General features: G+C 46.7%; 14 protein-coding genes. 7 read left to right on the forward strand and 7 right to left on the reverse strand.

The window, feature by feature from the left end:
• Positions 1-7: 7 nt before the first annotated feature.
• Together ACP7FG_RS06470 and ACP7FG_RS06475 are read right to left on the reverse strand one after the other, a co-directional pair.
• The gene (locus ACP7FG_RS06470; RefSeq protein ID WP_224797987.1) at positions 8-1,078 is read right to left on the reverse strand and encodes a WD40/YVTN/BNR-like repeat-containing protein; all 1,071 of its coding nucleotides are present in this window, start codon (positions 1,076-1,078) and stop codon (positions 8-10) included.
• A gap of 81 nt (positions 1,079-1,159) precedes the next feature.
• Entirely contained in the window at positions 1,160-1,912 is a 753-nt protein-coding gene (locus tag ACP7FG_RS06475; RefSeq protein ID WP_439225891.1) for a YciK family oxidoreductase, read from the reverse strand.
• 186 nt (positions 1,913-2,098) lie between these two features.
• Between ACP7FG_RS06475 and ACP7FG_RS06480 the strand changes: the two genes are divergently transcribed.
• The 3 genes from ACP7FG_RS06480 (at position 2,099) to ACP7FG_RS06490 (ending at position 6,925) form a co-directional block, all read left to right on the forward strand.
• The gene (locus ACP7FG_RS06480; protein WP_439225892.1) at positions 2,099-4,471 is read left to right on the forward strand and encodes a VolA/Pla-1 family phospholipase; all 2,373 of its coding nucleotides are present in this window, start codon (positions 2,099-2,101) and stop codon (positions 4,469-4,471) included.
• A gap of 73 nt (positions 4,472-4,544) precedes the next feature.
• Positions 4,545-5,543 (forward strand): protease SohB, encoded by a 999-nt coding sequence (sohB, locus tag ACP7FG_RS06485; protein ID WP_439225893.1) that lies wholly within the window; start codon positions 4,545-4,547, stop codon positions 5,541-5,543.
• A gap of 98 nt (positions 5,544-5,641) precedes the next feature.
• A complete protein-coding gene (locus ACP7FG_RS06490) occupies positions 5,642-6,925 on the forward strand; it encodes a dicarboxylate/amino acid:cation symporter (RefSeq protein WP_439225894.1) in 1,284 nt (427 codons plus the stop codon).
• 27 nt (positions 6,926-6,952) lie between these two features.
• Here the strand turns inward: ACP7FG_RS06490 and miaE are convergent, their stop codons facing one another.
• The gene (gene miaE, locus ACP7FG_RS06495; RefSeq protein WP_224797992.1) at positions 6,953-7,735 is read right to left on the reverse strand and encodes a tRNA isopentenyl-2-thiomethyl-A-37 hydroxylase MiaE; all 783 of its coding nucleotides are present in this window, start codon (positions 7,733-7,735) and stop codon (positions 6,953-6,955) included.
• A 195-nt stretch (positions 7,736-7,930) separates the two neighbouring features.
• Between miaE and ACP7FG_RS06500 the strand changes: the two genes are divergently transcribed.
• Entirely contained in the window at positions 7,931-8,530 is a 600-nt protein-coding gene (locus ACP7FG_RS06500) for a Yip1 family protein (RefSeq protein WP_054486935.1), read from the forward strand.
• Between the two features lie 72 nt (positions 8,531-8,602).
• Here the strand turns inward: ACP7FG_RS06500 and ACP7FG_RS06505 are convergent, their stop codons facing one another.
• Both ACP7FG_RS06505 and cysS read right to left on the reverse strand, forming a co-directional pair.
• Positions 8,603-10,147 carry a M17 family metallopeptidase gene (locus ACP7FG_RS06505; protein ID WP_224797993.1) on the reverse strand — a complete coding sequence of 515 codons (1,545 nt, stop codon included), beginning with the start codon at positions 10,145-10,147 and terminating at the stop codon, positions 8,603-8,605.
• Positions 10,148-10,175: 28 nt separating this feature from the next.
• A complete protein-coding gene (cysS, locus tag ACP7FG_RS06510) occupies positions 10,176-11,555 on the reverse strand; it encodes a cysteine--tRNA ligase (protein WP_439225895.1) in 1,380 nt (459 codons plus the stop codon).
• Positions 11,556-11,672: 117 nt separating this feature from the next.
• On the opposite strand from cysS, the gene ACP7FG_RS06515 reads away from it, so the two are divergent.
• Both ACP7FG_RS06515 and ACP7FG_RS06520 read left to right on the forward strand, forming a co-directional pair.
• Positions 11,673-12,170 (forward strand): peptidylprolyl isomerase, encoded by a 498-nt coding sequence (locus tag ACP7FG_RS06515; protein WP_054486941.1) that lies wholly within the window; start codon positions 11,673-11,675, stop codon positions 12,168-12,170.
• A 5-nt stretch (positions 12,171-12,175) separates the two neighbouring features.
• A complete protein-coding gene (locus tag ACP7FG_RS06520) occupies positions 12,176-12,877 on the forward strand; it encodes a UDP-2,3-diacylglucosamine diphosphatase (protein WP_224797995.1) in 702 nt (233 codons plus the stop codon).
• On the opposite strand, the gene ACP7FG_RS06525 is transcribed toward ACP7FG_RS06520, so the two are convergent.
• Together ACP7FG_RS06525 and ACP7FG_RS06530 are read right to left on the reverse strand one after the other, a co-directional pair.
• Positions 12,859-14,562 carry a GNAT family N-acyltransferase gene (locus tag ACP7FG_RS06525; protein WP_224797996.1) on the reverse strand — a complete coding sequence of 568 codons (1,704 nt, stop codon included), beginning with the start codon at positions 14,560-14,562 and terminating at the stop codon, positions 12,859-12,861. The genes ACP7FG_RS06520 and ACP7FG_RS06525 overlap by 19 nt on opposite strands.
• 127 nt (positions 14,563-14,689) lie before the next feature.
• Positions 14,690-16,336, reverse strand: a complete 1,647-nt coding sequence (locus ACP7FG_RS06530; protein WP_224797997.1) for a M28 family metallopeptidase — start codon at positions 16,334-16,336, stop codon at positions 14,690-14,692.
• A gap of 161 nt (positions 16,337-16,497) precedes the next feature.
• Between ACP7FG_RS06530 and ACP7FG_RS06535 the strand changes: the two genes are divergently transcribed.
• Positions 16,498-18,609, forward strand: a complete 2,112-nt coding sequence (locus ACP7FG_RS06535) for a TonB-dependent receptor domain-containing protein (protein WP_439225896.1) — start codon at positions 16,498-16,500, stop codon at positions 18,607-18,609.
• The last annotated feature ends 34 nt before the right edge of the window (positions 18,610-18,643 follow it).

The following is an 18,643-nucleotide window of genomic DNA, read 5'->3' on the forward strand; positions in this document are numbered from 1 at the left end:
GTGGCCTTTAGAGCTTTGTGCGTTCTTGCGGCGCCTGCCATTGCAAGCGACCAACATATCCGTCTTTACCTACCAGCCAGCAACTGATGTCGTCGTGGCACTGGATGTTCCAGATATTGGAATCAGACAGTTTAAACCACTCATTGTTGTCCAGGTTAAGGGCAGCAGCACCCTGGGGGTTAGAAGTGAGCAGCCAGGAACCGTTGTGATCAATCAGGCTTAAGCTGTAAAGTGCCCCGTTTATTGGTGGTTCCGACAGAGCAGTAAATTCTTCATTTTGATAATGCCACAAGCGAGCTTCGTTGCTGGAAGTATCGTCTAAGTCACCACCGGCAATGTAAAAAGTTTTCCCATTAACTGGCCACACGCTGGTGATACCGGCCATTGGGCCCGCCTGCATTGGTGTTTCTACTACTCGGAAGCGAATTCCGAAGGAACCTTTAATCAATACTCTGGCTTTATCGGCGTTACCGGTTGCTATCATCCAGTTGTCATTATTAAAACGTGCGCAACTGCCACTTGACGCGAAACCGCCTTCATTTGACTGAGGAGGCTCAGATACAGCGCTACGTACTTGCATCCAGTTACGGCCGTCGGCACTACGGACCATGCGCCACTCGTCACCAACACTGTCACCATGCACCCAGGCTTCACCACTGGGTGAAAGCGCCATACAATTAAAGAAGCTGTCTGATTCGCCGCGGTAACGTAAACGCCAGCTATTGCCACCATTTTCAGTGTAATAGATGCGGGATTGACCACCATTACCGACACTGAGCGCATAGGCACGGCGATCATCTATTGCTTCAATATCTCTGAAATCAAGATCTTCGGGGCCCGGCTGAAAATATTGCCAGCTTTTACCCGAGTCCGTGGTTCTGGCTACCGTTCCCTTTTCACCGGAAAGCCATATTGTATTACGGCTTACAGGGCTGACGCCCACCCAATGTTGTTGTCGAACATTATCAAATATCTCTATTTCCGGCGGTTGAGCCACCGCCGGAATACTTAATAATGCGCTGAAGGGCAAAGCAAGCTTGAGTACATTTATGGCTTGCTGCTGTAGCTTCGATGTCATAGACGTGACCTAATTAATTATGCATGTTATTGAGTGTAACACGTTTCTTTTTAACCGATACGTCAGTTCAAAGCCTTCAGTTCACTGAGCATCAAAACACAGTCCGTTATCGGAAATGCTGTCGTCACCCATTAAATATAAATAAGTTGGCATTAGGTCTGCTGGTGTCTTTAATGACTTAGGATCTTCCGCCGGGTAGGCTTTAGAACGCATCGAGGTGCGCGTGGCACCCGGGTTAATTACATTGGTCCGTAGTTTGGTACCTTCGTATTCGTCAGCAATAACTTGTGCCATACCCTCGGTTGCAAACTTACTGACTGAATAAGCGCCCCAGAAGGCCCGACCTTTTCTGCCGACACCCGAAGAGGTAAAGACTAACGATGCATTGGAGGACTTTTCCATTACCGGAATAAGTGCCTTTGTCATGGCAAATTGGCCGGTAACATTCACTTGCATGATGTCGTCCCAGCTGTCTTTTTCAATATGCGTAAAAGGTGACAAGATACCCAGCAGACTGGCATTATGAAGCACACCATCTAATTTACCGAACTGATCCGCTATAGTTGCTGCCATATCGCGATAGTGATTTTCCGTTGCGCCTTTTAAATCCAGAGGAATAATTGCCGGTTGCGGACTTTCCTGAGCAATAATTTCATCGTAAACCGCTTCTAATTTACTGACCGTGCGGCCAAGTAAAATAACCGAAGCGCCGTGTTTGGCAAAGCTTAGAGCCGCCTGACGGCCAATGCCGTCACCGGCACCAGTAACTAAAATCACTTTATTTTTCAAAAGCTCAGGACTTGCCTGATAATCATGTACGGTTTTAATTTCCATAACAGTTTCTTAATACCATTGGACTGTGGTCGGGTGAGTAGGCTATTGTAACGATAATCGAGTAACTTCTCAGCAAACGAACGAAAAATCGGTAAAAAGCCTTTCATCTTAATTCATACAGGTGTATAAAAATCGTTAAGAGAAGGCATAGAATAACAAAACATAAAAAAGGATTGGGGATACCTCATGAAGAAATTATTACTCCCACTTGCGATTGGTTCTGCTCTTAGCCTGGTAGGCTGTGGTAGCGGTGACGAAGCGCCTATTACGGAAAGTGAAGTTAATGTTGCAGCATCACGCGTGGTGTTTGATCCGTCAAACGGCGCATTATCTGCGCCAACGAACATACTGTTAAGTGGTTCAGTTGACGGCACATTGAACTTACCTGTTGCTGACGCAACAGACACGGCTAACCCTCAGGTTGCTATTAATGCACTTGATGGTTGGGGAACTCACTCGACATTAACCTTTGACTTCTCGTTGCCGGTTGACGAAAACGGTGAACAAGTCATCATTGAGTCGGCTAGCCTGGAAGCACAAGGCTCTATACGTGTCTTTGAAACCATTCAGGGCGGCAGCGACGTTTCGGCTGGCTGTGCGGCTGCTAACCCGGCTGCGGTATGTGCGGTAACCGGTGAGCTTCAGCATGGTACTGATTTTATTGTTAAAGCGACAGGCGAAGGCAGTGTTGCGGTTGTTCCTTTACGTCCATTTAAGCCAGCTACCGGCTATTTGGTTGTATTGACTAATAATATTCAGGACTCACTTGGACGTGATGTTAAACCGTCACAGACTTATACCTTGATGAAGCGTGATGCGGAAGAGAATCCAGTATCCGGTGATGCAAGCGCATTAGCTTTACAAGGCTTGGTCAATAGCTATGAAGGCGCTCTTGCGCAGTATGGCGTTGACCCTGAAGGTGTTATTTATAGCTCCAACTTTACCACACAGTCTGTGGGTGAAGTTCTGGGCGTAACGAAAAGTTTATTAGGGCAGCAGGTTGCTGCGTCTAACCCACCTGTCATGCAGGCTGCTCCTCAGGGTTATACGTTAGACGTTGTGTTATCCGGCGCAGGAATTGAAGATCCAAATGCGTTGGCTGCGGCAAGCGCGGCTAAAGTCTATGGTGGACAGGTTGATTTACCATACTACTCTCCGCTACCTAGCGCTGAGAATCCAACGGCCCCATTAACTGGTCGCTGGACTGCTATGTGTGACAGCCCCGCAGCTATCCTGAACGGGCTTCAGGCCGGTGAAATTGACCCGGCTGCGGAAGGTATTAGTGCAGAAATGATTGACGACCCTTCATTAATGCTGCCACCTAATGCGTGTTTTGATATTGAAGGTGTCGATGAAGAGCGTCATCTGACTAAGTACAATCCGGTACCAGAAAAGCAGGGTGACCAGACTGTTGAAGCCTTTGTTACGATTCCTGATTTAGCAACCGCTAATGGCGTTCGCGCTCAAATGGGACTGGAACCTCTAACTGCGCCTGAGAACGGCTGGCCTGTTGTGATTTTCCAGCACGGTATTACCGGTGAGAAAGAAAATGCTGCGGCAATTGCAGGCACTTTTGCAGTAGCCGGTTTTGCGACAGTAGCGATAGACCACCCGTTACACGGCGGACGCGCCTTCGATGTTGATGGCGATGGTACTGATGATATTGATGCATCCAGTGAAAGTGGTGTTACTGCTTATATGAATTTGAGCAGTTTGCTGACAACGCGTGATAATTTGCGTCAGTCAATTACAGACCTTATTGGGTTGCGTTTAAGCCTTAATTACTTCCAGGATATAAGCGGCACAGAAGAGTTGAACGGTCAGGATGTTCACTTTGTAGGACACTCTCTGGGCGCTATTGCTGGTACTGGTTTCACGGCGCTGGCAAATACCTCTTTTGGTGAGAATAACCCTTTAGCGGCACTCGACGGACAATTTGCTGTGCAAGCTTCGAGCTTAGGGATGCCGGGTGGTAGTCTGGCTAACTTCTTACTGGCGTCTGACAGCTTTGGACCGACGATTAAAGCGACTTTACTGTACTCTTCTAACGCAGAGTTCAAGGCTGCAGCTGATCAGGCTATTGCTGGTGGCGCTACATTAGAGCAGTTCTACGCAGGTTTCATGGAGCAAGCATCTGCCGAGCAGGTTGCGCAAATCAATGCAACCTTTGAGCAGTTCGCATTTGCAGCACAAACTGTTGTCGACTCGGGAGACCCGGTTAACTACGCAAGTGGTGTCGTTGCTTCTGAAACGCCTGTATTCATGATTGAAGCCATTGGTGACTCGGTTATTCCAAATGCTGTTGAGAACAAACCTTTGGCAGGAACAGAGCCTTTGGCTGCATTACTTGGCCTGGAGGGTATTTCAACCACGACCACATCTGAAGATGGTACGCCGGTATCGGGTATTGTTCGCTTCGGTGGTGATGCAGAGCACGGTTCGCTGGTTGACTCCTCAGCGTCAGGAGCGGTAACCGCTGAAATGCAGCAGCAAATTGCGTTCTGGTTTGCTGCGGACATGATGCAATTACCAGTAACTAACGAAGAAGTGGTAGAATAACTCTCAGGTTATTGAACGCTAAGTATTCAAAGGCCGGCAACTATGCTGGCCTTTTTCGTTTTAGGAGAGTGGTATGGACTTTGTTGCTGATATTGGAAGCTTTTTGCTAAAAGCAGCCATTATTGTGGTAGCGATTGGCTTTATTGTAGGGTTATTAGCTCAGGCGGCGCAGAAGCAAAAAAAGAGCAAAGGCGACTTACAAGTTACGCATTTATCCAAGGAGTTGAATGAACTCAGCGAACAGCTAAAAATTGAGCTGATGGATAAGAAAGCTCAGAAAAAAGCGCTGAAAGCGTTAAAGAAAAAGAAAGCGACAGAGAATAAAGAAAAGCGGCTTTTTGTTATAGACTTTAAAGGCAGTATGGACGCTAAAGAAGTTGATAGCTTACGCCATGAAGTCAACGCCATTCTGAACTTGGCCACTGAGAAAGATGAAGTACTGGTGAGACTAGAAAGCGGTGGTGGTGTCGTCAATGGTTATGGTCTGGCGGCGGCTCAGTTACAGCGGTTGAGAGAACAAAAGCTAACGGTCAATATTGCTATTGATAAGGTCGCGGCAAGTGGCGGTTATATGATGGCTTGCGTTGGTCATAATCTCATGGCTGCGCCTTTTGCCTTTATTGGATCAATTGGTGTGGTGGCACAGATACCTAATTTTCATCGGTTCCTGAAGAAGCATAATGTTGACTTTGAGCAGTTAACAGCAGGTGAATATAAACGCACTCTGACGCTATTTGGTGAAAACACCGATGAAGGACGTCGTAAGTTTAAGCAGGATTTAGAGGCCATTCATCGCCAATTTAAGGCTTTTGTACAGGAAAATCGTGCAGAACTCGATATTGATAAAGTTGCTACCGGGGAGGTATGGTCTGGCCAGGAAGCGAAAGAACTGGGCTTGATTGACGAGGTAACTACCAGCGACGCGTGGTTAATGAAGCAACATAAAGGTTTTGATGTACTTCAGTTACAGTATGTTATTCGTAAACCGCTGAGTGAGCGTTTTGCTAAAGGTATGTCTGTCATTATTCACACACTTAAGACTTCATTAACTCGGTCAGATGTCTCACAATAAAAGGTATTCAGCCCAGCTTTGCAGTTTTATAGCTGTTTATTTAAAGGCTTTCTGCTAGGCTGTTGCAGTTTTTTAAGAATGAATAATAAAGGACGCTTATGAGCGAAAAGAAAAAACTCAGCCTGACTAGCCGCATTGTCATTGGTATGGTCGCTGGGATCATTCTCGGTACTTTTATTCGTTACGTTGCCGGCGATAACGCCTGGGTTTCGTTGTATTTAACCAATGGCCTTTTTGACGTTGTTGGCCAAATATTCATTACCTCATTAAAAATGCTGGTTGTTCCGCTGGTGTTTGTATCACTGGTTGTAGGTACGTGCTCGTTAAGCGACCCCAGTAAACTGGGTCGTTTAGGTGGTAAAGCGGTTGGCATGTATATGATCACCACGGCAATCGCTATTACTTTTGCGATTAGTTCGGCTATTTTGGTGCAGCCAGGTTCCGGCATTGAGCGTGCTTCGGACGCTACCTTTGAGCCCAGCGAAGCGCCATCGGTTAGCGAGGTTATTGTTAACTTGTTCCCCGATAACCCCATCAATGCGATGGCTGAAGGCAATATGCTGCAAATTATTGTGTTTGCGTTGCTGTTCGGCATTTCCATGGCGCTAGTTGGCAAACCAGGTGAACGTTTGAAAGGCTTTTTCGATGATTTGAATTCGGTCATCATGAAGCTGGTTGTTATTTTAATGAACCTGGCGCCTTATGGTGTGTTTGCATTGATGGCCAAACTTTTCACGGAAATTGGCGTGGAAATGATTGGCAGCCTGGCGAAGTACTTCTTGCTGGTTCTGTTTGTTTTATTAGCTCACGGCTTGATTGTTTATCCGCTATTTATGCGCGTTCTGGCTCGGGTAAAACCCGGTATCTTCATGCGTAAACTGCGCGACGCCCAATTATTTGGCTTCAGTACGGCCAGTAGTAATGCCACCATGCCCATTACATTAGAAACAGTTACACGCCGCTTAGATGTCAGTAACAGCGTTGGTTCCTTTACTGTGCCTTTGGGCGCGACCATCAATATGGATGGTACGGCGATTATGCAGGGTGTGGCAACGGTCTTCATTGCTCAGGTGTATGGTCTGGACTTAGGTGTTGCTGAGTATCTGATGGTTATTATGACCGCTACATTAGCCTCAGTTGGTACGGCAGGGGTTCCAGGTGTGGGGCTTATTATGCTGGCTATGGTATTGCAGCAAGTTGGCTTACCGGTTGAAGGCATTGGCCTCATCATTGGTGTTGATCGCCTGCTGGATATGACCCGAACCGCAGTTAATGTCACTGGTGACGCTATGGTCAGCTGTGTTGTTGCGCGTTCAGAAAACGACTTCGATGAAGAAGTTTACTACGACAAAGAAGCTGGTAAAAAGTTAGAAGAGCTTTAACTTTACTGGTAAAGAACCGGTGCACGCTTAAGCGTGCGCCGGCACTCCGGAATGAAAACGCAGTTCTGTGTCTTCAGACGTAATTAACTCCGCTTCCCACTCTCTGAATTGATTCACTCTTTCCGTAATATCCGTATCACTGAGTTTTTGTGCCAGCTCCAGATAATCTTGATAATGTCGTGCTTCTGAACGTAGCAGCGACACATAGAAGCGGGTGATATCTTCATCCAAATAGGGAGCAAGCTCTGCAAAGCGTTCACATGAACGCGCCTCTATCAACGCACCAATAATAAGCTTGTCAATTAACGCTTGTGGTTCGTACGTGCGCACATGACGTATCAGGCTGGCCGCATAGCGAGAGGCGCTGAGCTTATACAGCGGAATATCACGCGCTTGCATTATCTCAAGAACTTGCTGAAAGTGATGCAACTCTTCCCGGATAAGGCGTGACATTTTATCGATAATTTCGTCGGCATAAGGCTGTGACTCTGCGGCTTTTAATGCTTGAGACAGCTGCTTACTTTGTTGTATTTGCTCAGTTCCGCCAATGCCCCGGTAGACTAAGTCTTCATAAGGTTGTAAAGCATCAAGCAGGGCTTGTGCATGGTCTTTATTAACCGCATAACGGCGCAGCAATAAAGCAGCACTTTGCGCAGCTTTAAGCTCACAATGTAAGTGATCAAGTAAAATGACTGGCAGGTTTTCTTCCCTGGCGGCCTGCTGAATCCACTTTTGTGGCGTAGGACAAAGTAAAAAACAACGAATAGGCTCTAACAGCTTTAAATAAGGTTCGACGAGGCTATGATTCACAGCGATCCTTCTTGACTTAAAAATACAAAATAAATTAACAAACTTGGCGTCGTTCTATAACAAAAGGCCTTGACAGAAAAGAGGTGGTGCTGAATATTAGACACATGGGGTGAATTTTTCAGCAGTACCCGCATCAAAATTATAACGTATTTAAGAATTCGGCGGTATGACCGCGTACTATGGGGAAGTGAAGTTATGATACTGAATCATATTTGGGGCCTATACGCTCATCCAGTACAAGAATGGAAGTCTATCGACAGTAAGCGGGAAAGCTTTTTTTACTCTTGTTCTCACGTTTTATTAGTTGCTATTTTACCTTGTCTGGCTGCTTATTATGCCTCGGCTCATCTGGGCTGGAGCATTGGCGCGCGGGACTCTATTTATTTAACGCAAAACAGCGCACTTATGATGGCTGTTGCTATGTACATTGGTATTCTGGGCGCAACGTTCGCGCTGGCCTACTTAATTTACTGGATGGCAAAAACCTTCGGTGCTGATCCGAGCTTTACTAAGTCGTTAGAACTGGCTGCCTACGCGGCTACGCCGGTTATTATGTCTGGTATTGCTTCTTTGTATCCGGAACTGTGGTTTGTGGCTGTCGTTTTCCTTGGCGGTGTGGCTTATTCCGTGTACCTGCTTTACTCAGGTCTTCCGGTTATTATGCACATTCCTGAGGAGCGAGGCTTTCTTTATGCCAGCTCGGTAGTAACAGCAGGCCTTATTGCTATGGTTGTACTTATGGCAACCACCGCTATTTTATGGACCAACGGTTTCGGACCTTCTTTCGTTTCATAAAACTGGCTTCATAAAAGAAAAATGCCCGGCTCTGCTTTACCAGAACCGGGCATTTTTGTGCATTATAAGGCTTTATTTCTTTAAGTAGTGTCCTGCCAGACAGGTAACCGGAGCCGCTGTCGGTTTACCGTGTTGCCAGTCACCGCCTTCAACACCACTGCCTGCGATATCAATATGAATGTAGCTAAGTGGTTTTTCGCTGTCGATACCATGGTTATCTAACCCGGAAACACCAACCAGGAACGCCATAGGGAACTGGTGCCCACGAGGTGTTGTAGCTGACGGGCCATTGTTCGAGGAGAGTAAGTCGTCACACAGAGTGCGGCCTTTCACGAAGTCAAAGTCTTCGCGACGTGACCAGGAAATTTCAGTTGGGTCTCCGTAAACTTCGCCGGCATCAAACAGCGCCTGAGAGAGCTTCTGACGACGTGCATGGCCATTAGGTACCAGTGCGCTATAAGGTCCTTTTGACAGAGCTGCGTGCCCCGTCAGGGTGGCTACGGTGTACAGTTCGTGCTCGCCGTCACTCTTCGCTGCTTCTTCACGCAAGTGAGATAGCAGGTCGGCCATAATCAGGCGGCCTTCAGCATCGGTATTACCAATACGCACACGTTTACCGCTGTGTCCGGTAATGATTTCATCAGCAACAAAGGCATCGGAACCAATGCTGTTACGCACAGCACCAATTTCCGCAATCACATTCAGGTGTTCAGGTTGCAGTTCAGCTACTGTTTTCACAAAGCCGGCAACGCCTGCCGCACCACCTTTGTCACGGCTCATACCAGCCATGTGACCGCCAACTTTAAGGTCAGCGCCACCGGTGTCGTAGACAATACCTTTTCCGGCAAACATAACGGTACGTTCTGGCTTACTGCCATGATATTCAAGGCGTATAACGCAAGGGCGGTGGCGCTCTACTGCCATAGATGAACGACCAACAGCTGCCAGCAGCGGGTACTCGTGTTGAAGCTGTTGTGAGTCGTCTATAACGGTGACTTTAACAGCGGTGTGGGCAAACGCCTGACGGCAGTATTCCGCAAACCGAGGCGGCGCCATGCGCTCAGGCTCAGTGCCTGCTAAATCACGAGCAACACGTTTACCAGCTTCGACTGCCATAGCCCAGTCTGCATCCAGTTCACCAACTAAAATGACGTTTTTGGTCGGTTCAATAGCTTCTTCGCCATGAGCTTCACGGGCTTCCAGTGGTTGATAAAGTGCCTGGCAAAAGCCAAGGTAAGCCGCTAAAAATGCCTGCTTATAACGCTCGTCGTTAATATTTACGTTGTTCAGAGCAATAACCGGGTGGCGAGCGCCGGCATCTTGCGCTACTTTTGCGGCGGCGTGTGCGGCATCAAATACCTGGCGAACATCGTCAAAGTCACGGTTCAGAGGTCCGGTGGGTGCTGCAACCAGACGTTGACCCGGCACTCCGTCAGCTTTTAACAGTAACGGCTGCTTGCCAACTCGCTGGTCGGTAATTTGTGCCTGCTGAATAACTTCAGCTAAAGCAGAGTCGTCAACAGAGTCAAAGTTTCCAATTAAGATAAGTGCATCCGCACCATCTTTTGAGTATGCGTCAGCTAGTGAGCTAACAATTTGCAACTGAGCAAATGCCATAGAGTAAACCTCTTAATCAGTTTGTCGGTTAAGCGCGACGCCAGCGGGTGCCTTCTGCACCGTCTTCCAGGACAATACCCATGTTGGTTAATTCGTCACGGGCTTCATCTGCTGCAGCCCAGTCTTTATCTGCACGGGCCTGATTTCGCTTAGCAATCAACGCTTCAATTTTGGCGACATCATCGTCATCGCCCTGTAAAAATTCTTCAGGAGACTGCTGTAGCAGCCCCATAACTTCTGCAAGCTCAATCAAAACATGCGCTAACTGAGCCGCTGTGTCCGGAGCGCTGTCACGGTTACGGTTAATCTCACGGGCAACTTCAAACAACACGCTCATGGCTTCCGGCGCGTTTAAGTCGTCGTCCATTGCCTGCTGAAAGCTCTGCCAGTATTGACTACGCAATGCTTCGTTAGCGGCTTGCGGTTTTATGTCACGTAATGCAGTGTATAAGCGCTCCAGAGCGGAATGCGCTTGATCCAGGTTTTCCTGAGTATAGTTCAACTGCGAGCGGTAATGGCTCGACAGCAGGAAATACCGCACCGTCTCCGCATCGTATTGTTCCAGTACGCTGCGAATGGTAAAAAAGTTGCCCAGTGATTTTGACATTTTTTCATTGTCGACTTGCACCATACCACTGTGCATCCAGTATTTTACGTACTCAGAGTGGTTAGCACAGCAACTTTGAGCTATTTCATTTTCATGATGAGGAAAAGACAAGTCAGAGCCGCCACCATGAATATCAAAGGTGGTGCCCAAGTGCTTTTTATTCATTGCTGAACATTCAATATGCCAGCCCGGGCGACCCTCGCCCCAGGGAGATGACCAACTCGGTTCACCTGGTTTTGCTGCTTTCCATAAAACAAAGTCGAGTGGGTCTTGCTTGGCAGCGTCAATATCGACCCGTGAACCCGCTTGTAACTGTTCTAAGTCCTGACGACTGAGTTTGCCATAGTCATTAAAAGTGGATACATCAAACAGAACGTCACCGTTGCCGGCCTCATAAGCGTTGCCGTTTTCGATGAGGCTTTCAATCATCTGGATAATTTCATCCATATGGCTGGTAACGCGTGGCTCAATATCTGGGCGAACTAAATTCAGTGCGTCAAAATCCTTGTGCATTTCACCAATGAAGCGCTCGGTGACCTGATGAAAGTCTTCGCCTTTTTCCGCTGCACGTTTAATGATTTTATCGTCGAGATCAGTAATGTTGCGTACGTACTTAACATCGTAACCAAGCTTACGCAGATACCGCACGACAATATCAAAAGCGACATAAGTTCTGGCATGGCCTATATGGCAGTAGTCGTAAGTGGTAACACCACACACATAAATACCCACGTGACCGGGTTTGATTGGCTCAAATGACTGCTTCTTGCGGGTCAGGGTATTAAAGACGGTTAATGCCATAATGTGATCTCTTACTTATCTATCGGTTAGCGATGAAAACAAGGGGCTTATGATACCACCGATGGCGAGGCTCTGGTACACTATCAGCTGGTTTAGTCAATGAAACAGGTACATTCAATGCAAGTCGTTTTACATACCAATCATGGTGATATCACTTTAGAAATGCACAACGAAACAGCGCCTAAGACTGTAGAAAACTTTTTACAGTATGCCCGCGACGGTTTTTATGACGGTACAATCTTTCACCGCATTATTAATAACTTCATGGTACAGGGCGGTGGTTTCGAACCTGGCATGAAGCAAAAAGAAACACGCGATAACATCGAAAACGAGGCTCCGACAGCAAAACCGAATGTGGTTGGTTCGGTGGCTATGGCGCGCACGCCTGATCCTCATTCAGCATCGTCTCAGTTTTTCATTAATGTGAACGACAATGCCTTTTTGAACTTTCAAAATGAAACACCTAATGGTTACGGCTATTGTGTATTTGCTGAAGTTGTTGATGGTATGGATGTAGTGAACGCCATAAAAGACGTGAAAACCGGTTCAGCAGGTTTTCATCAGGACGTACCGGTTGAAGACGTGGTTATCGAGAAAGTCTCAGTTAACGATTAACCGATATGACCACTGGCTTTATCGCAGATTTACATTTAAGCCCCGGGCGGCCAGATATTCTGGCTGCCTTTGGTGACTTTTGTCAGCAACACCAGCACCTCGATGCGCTCTATATTCTTGGTGACTTATTCGATGCCTGGCTGGGTGACGACGATACCAGTGAATTTGCAGCAAAAGTGAAAAAACAACTGAAACAAATGACGGACAAGGGTGTGCGGCTTTACTTTATGGCCGGAAACCGTGACTTCATGGTGGGTGAACTCCTTGCCGGTGAGGTTGGCTTAACCATTCTCCCCGATGAAACTGTTGTCGATTTGTACGGCGAACGAGTGTTGCTTATGCATGGCGATACACTTTGCACATTAGATACCGGCTACCTGCGTTATCGCTCAGTTATTCAGAACCCTTTGGTTAAGAGTGTTATGCGCAACTTACCTTTGTCATGGCGTATGCGTATTGCGAACCGGTTACGGAAAAAATCCAGCAGCCAAAAGCCCGAACTAACCCCCGCACAGCTTTATAAAATGGATGCTCAGCACCCGGAAGTACTTCGTGTGATGGAGAAACATAGTGTTAATCAGTTAATTCATGGGCACACCCACCGCCCTGCGGTTCATTGTTTTACGCTTAGTGATGGCACTTGGGCAAAACGTATTGTATTGGGAGACTGGTATCAGCAAGCCAGTGCTTACCTTGTTTCTAAGTAACGTATGCGCTTTTTTTCTTTTAACTGAGTAATATCAACCAGAACCAGTCCATCAATTGAATGGTTGAAATCCGGATCGACACCAAACTCCAGAAACTGAACCCCGCCTGGTTCGCACAGTTCCGAATATTGTTTATAGAGCGTTGGGATTGAACAACCCATATTGGCTAAGTAGCTTTTCAGCAGAACAAATTCGTTTGTGTAATTCGTACCAGTAAAGTCAGGAGCAGTGGAGTCAGTGTTTAAACGATAAGGAATGTTGGCTGTAGCCATGTCGGTTTGAGCCGGGAAGTAGGTGCTGTAAAACTTGACCAGAGCAGCCTGAGCTTCAGGAGGCAGCGCATTACTGATACTGACCGAACCAAACAGATAACGATACTTAGAGTGTTTACGTAACAATGCACCGATACCGACCCAAAGATAGTCCAGGCTGCGTTTACCCCAGTATTGCGGTTGTACAAATGAACGACCCAATTCAAGGCTTTGTGGCAGAAGTTCTTTCATTGTTGCCGTAAACTCGTAAAAACCCTGGCTGTAGAGCCCGGAATGTCCACGGGTTTCAATAATTTTTCTACTGTCACCTAAGCGGTATGAGCCGGCAATTTCAAGATCATCCGGGTCCCACAAAATTAAATGCATGTACCAGGTATCGTACTCATCAAGATCGCGCTTGCGCCAGGTGCCTTCACCAACTGTGCGAAAAGCAACTTCCCGCAGGCGCCCGATTTCTCGCAAAATAGGTGAACTGCCGGCAAACTCATACAAATAAATCTTTTTACCGCAAGGTGTCTGCCCCAATTGCTCACAGGCTTCTATTGCCGTTTTGAGAGGTTGACGGGGCTCCGGCCGGGCAATGGCTGTTTGAGTAGGAAATATTGCTTTTTTGGACGTTCCTAAACGGTATAGATGCTTTTTAAACAACTTGACCTGTTGGTTAATACTGAGCCCCTGTTGAATAAAGGCTTCAGCCGGTATTTTTTGGCCAATGTGACATTTCACTTGTTTTTGTTGTTGGCGGAACATTTCTTTAACCAACAGCATTGTCGCTAACGGCTTATAAACCATCGAAGCGGTATAGAACCATGCGGAGTTGTGAGCATCGAGCCTTATCGGCAATATATCGCTCTGAGTTGCTTTGGCTATTTTTAAAAAGCCGCTTTGCCAGTGTGTGTCGCGCACACCATTAGGACGTAGCCGCGAAACCTCGCCTGCGGGAAAAAGAATAACGCAACCTTCATTATGGAGGTGGCTGTGTATGCTCCTAATGTCTTTACGGTTAGGCTTTCCTGCAAAAACGTTAACCGGCAATAACAGCGAATTAAGAGGCTCGAGTGCAGAAAGCCATTCATTGGCGACTATTTTCACATCGCTACGTACTTCATTGACTAATTTCAGCAAGGCCAGTCCATCGAGAGAGCCGATGGGGTGGTTAGCAATAATGACTAAACGTCCATTAACAGGAATGTTGTCAATTGCCTGTGATGAATAAGCGTAAGTGAAATTAAAATAATCCAGAGCATGTTCAACAAAGTCGATGCCTTCCAGCGCAGGAGAACTTCTTCCAAACTCTTGAATATCCTCTTCATGTAACAGGTTTTTCAAAAACCAGGCAGTTGGCTTTTCCAGCCAGGGTTTACCTTTAATCTTGGGAAGCTTGTCGCTAACAACTTTATCAACAGATAACATAAGTGCTCCGGCTGTGCAGTTATCGATATCAAAAGTTTAAGCAGCATTAATGACAGTTTAATGACGTTAAGACACAAAAAAGGGGCCTTGCGGCCCCTGAGTCTTTAACTAAGGTTTCTCTATAAGCTTAGTCGTTAAATTGCTTACCGAAAAACGATTCTTCCAGCCACTGTGGACGTTGGTCAGCATTCGCAATCTCTTTACCAATAGCAAAGTTAATATTGGTAAAGCGCGCTCCTGCTTCGTAGTTGATATCCAGGTTTAATCCGTCGCTCGGCTTGTGATAATGCTCGGCGAAAAACTTACCCCAGACCTCACCACCGTCTTCACCTTCAGTACGAGAATTAAAGCCCGTCATCAGGAATACGGCCGGGATGCCTTTTTTAACCAGAGTGTAGTGATCTGAACGGGTAAAAATAGCCTGTTCCGGCATTGGATCCGGGCTTTGTTCAGTATCAAACTGCTTTGCAGCCTTGCTGACCGTTTCACCCAAAGTGGAATGTGAAGCGCCAAAAGCAATGATATCGGCAAAGTCATAAAGCAGTACCGGCATATCCAGGTTAACGTTAGCAACAATACTGTTTAAAGGAACAGTCGGGTTATTGGCGAAGTAATCGGCTCCCAATAATCCTTTTTCTTCTGCCGTAACAGATAAAAACATAATTGAGCGATCAAATTCCTGCCCCGACTCAACGAATAAACGAGCGGTTTCTAACATAACTGAAACGCCGCTTGCATTATCCATCGCACCATTGTTGATGTTGTCCTCGCGGCTCATATCTTTGATAACACCAATATGATCGGAGTGTGCCGTGTAGACAACGTATTCATCTTTTAAGGTATCGTGAGAGCCGGGTAATACGGCAGCAACGTTAGGGCTGGTAATTTCTTCGTGGCGAGATTCGCGTGCCAGAGTCACTGTACCTTCTAACTCAAACCCTTTTGGCGAGAAGTCAGGGTCCTCTTCGATTTGCTCGAATATTTTACTCAGTTCAGTTGGTGCATTAGCAAATAACTGCTCTGCAGGCTCATCGTCAAGATAGGCGGAGCCCATCAGTTGTTGCTCTTCACCTTTGGGGAGACCATTCGGACCAAGCCAGGTCATACGAGGTGTTTTGGTGTAATAAACACTGGTTTCATACTTGCGCGTTTTTTCTCTTACAGGTGTGTGCAAGGTAATGATACCAACCGCACCTTTTTCACGAGCAATATCGGTTTTAATGTTAGCTAAGTGAGCGCCTTCTTCGCTTGGCAGAAAGCCGGGACGACCAGTCAGCATAACCACAATTTTACCGTCAACGTTAAGGCCGTCGTAGTCGTTTAAACCAAATTCAGGCGCTTCCATACCATATCCAACGAAGACCAGAGGTGCTGAGATCTCATCTTTTTCGCTGTAATGACTGGGACCGGTAATAAACTGTTTAGGAAATTCAAATTCAACCACTTCACCATTGCTTTCAAAGCTCATGCTGGCGCTGTTTTCTTTTAGGGTACTTTTGCGAAACGGAATACGCTGGTAGAAGCTGCCATCATCTCCAGCAGGTTCCAGGCCGAGCTTTTTAAACTCAGAAACAATGTAGTTCGACGCAATTTCGTGCCCTTCGCTGCCAGTTTGACGGCCTTTTAAGTCATCATCGGCAAGAAATTCTAAGTGAGCACGTAGATTCGCTTCGTCGGCACTAACATCAATAGTTTGTGACTTTGTCTCCGGCGCACCGCACGCTGCAACAAGCAAGCTAAGCGCTGCGGGTAAGAGAATATGGGATGGCTTCATGTTGTATCCTTTGGTTTTATTTTTATCATAATAGCTAAGCTAGTGTACCGCAGCAGCTAAAAGACGACCAGAGTAGATAGTTGAAAGAGTGTTGCAAAACGTATCAAGGTTTTGTAATGTTATATTATTACATTAACGGCGCAGCTTTACTGGAGTAGTTTATGAAATTGAATGCGTTGACCTTGGTTCTGTTAGCAACCAGTACTGTTGCTCAAGCGCAGCAGGAAGAAGAACATGAGCATCTTAATGAACACGAGGTGATCGTTATTAATGCAAGTCCGCTGGATAAAACGGCGCTTGAATCAGCGCAGCCGGTTAACATTATTTCTGGTGACGCGCTGAAACAGATGCACGCGCACAGTCTGGGCGAAACACTGGCATTAGAGCCGGGCATTAATAACACGCACTTTGCCAATGTCGCAGGTAGCCCTATTATTCGTGGTTTGGGTGGACCACGGGTGAAAGTCACACAAAACGGACTGGATACCGGTGATGTATCGCGGGGAAGTCCTGACCATGCTGTCACAACAGAAACCAGTACGGCTAAACAAATTGAGGTGTTAAGAGGACCGGCGACACTGCTTTACGGTAGTGGCGCAATTGGTGGTGTTATTAATGTTGTCGATAACCGCATTCCTTCAGAACCTGTTTATGGTTTGCAGGGTAACGCTAATGCTTCATTGTCCAATAATAATGACAATAAAGAAGGTTCTTACGACTTACAAATAGGCAACGGGAAATGGGCACTTTATACCGATGCCTTTATTCGCCGTGCAGATGATTATGAAACACCTTCTTTTATGAATGATGAAGGTGAAGTCGTTGACCACGTTGAAAACACTTTTGTCGATGCCGAAGGCGGAACAGTTGGCGGCAGTTATCAATTTGATGACGGGTTCTTCGGCTTATCCTATCAGGGGCTCTATCAGGAATATGGCATTCCCGGCCACGCTCATGGTGAACAAGAACATGAGGATGAGCATGGCGAAGAAGAAAACCACGTTGAAGAGTCTGGCCCGTACGCTAATCTGGAACAAGAACGTATTCAGTTAGCGGGCCAATGGCGCAATCCATTCAGTGGTTTTAATCGATTAGATTTTCGTGGCGCTTTGACGGATTATCAACATCAGGAAATTGAGGGAAACTTTGTATCCACTCAATTTGAAAACAAGCAAAAAGAAATACGATTGATTGGTCAGCATAAAGAAATCGCTGGCTGGGAAGGTGCTGTAGGTTGGCAGTGGGACATAAGCGATAAAGCGGCTTTTGGCGAAGAAGCTTTCACACCTAACACCTCTCGTCGCACTCAGGGGGTGTTCTGGGTGGTAGAGCAGGAATTTGGGGCGCACCATGTTGACTTAGGTGTTCGCCACGAGCGCACCTCGCTTTCAAGCGATGAGCAGAAGCTTGATACTTTTGATGCGACCTCTGCTTCTGCCGGTTATCTGTATCACTTCAGCGACCACACATCGGTTTCATTTAATTTAAGCCATGCAGAAAGAGCTCCGGCCGCAAATGAAGTGTTTGCCAATGGTAATCACTTTGCAACTCGTACCTATGAGCTGGGACTTGCTTATGAGTTGCATGAGGAAGAGGGTGGTGAGTATCACATTGAAGCAAGTGATACAGCGGTTAGCACCGAGACATCAAATAATATCGATGTTGGTTTCCATTACGAAAATGAGAGCTTTCACGCCAACGCTAATGTGTTCTATAACCGTGTTGATGACTTTATTTATGATGATTTTACTGGCTTGAACAGTGAACAAATCCATGGTGACGAAGGCCATGATGAACATGAAGGCGAACATGAAGAAGCATTGCAAGTTGTTCAGTTCAGTCAGGTAGATGCAGAGCTTTATGGTTATGAGCTGGAGCTCGACTGGCAGTTGACCGATCAATGGTCTGTGCATGGGTTTAGTGATTATACCCGCGCAAAACAGCGTGACGGTGACAACTTGCCGAGGATCCCTGCACAGCGAGTCGGTACCGAGTTGCGTTACCAGGCTGTTAGCTGGGATGGTTCACTCGGTTACACTCGCTATTTAGAGCAGGACAAAACGGCACTGAATGAAACCACAACCGATGCCTATGGTTTACTGAACGCGAGCCTCAACTTGTACCCGGACTGGCTGGCAAATTACGGTGCGACCCTGTATTTAAAAGGGGAGAACTTAACCAACCAGTTAGGTTTTGTTCATAGCTCTTTCTTGAAAGACGATGCGCCGGTAACAGGCCGTCGTTTCCAGGCAGGCGTTTCTATTAGTTTTTAAGTGTTTTAGAAGACGCTGTCGCCTGAGTTCGGCG

The sequence above is a fragment of the Idiomarina sp. ST10R2A5 genome (genome assembly GCF_051842325.1).
Lineage (GTDB): Bacteria > Pseudomonadota > Gammaproteobacteria > Enterobacterales > Alteromonadaceae > Idiomarina > Idiomarina abyssalis.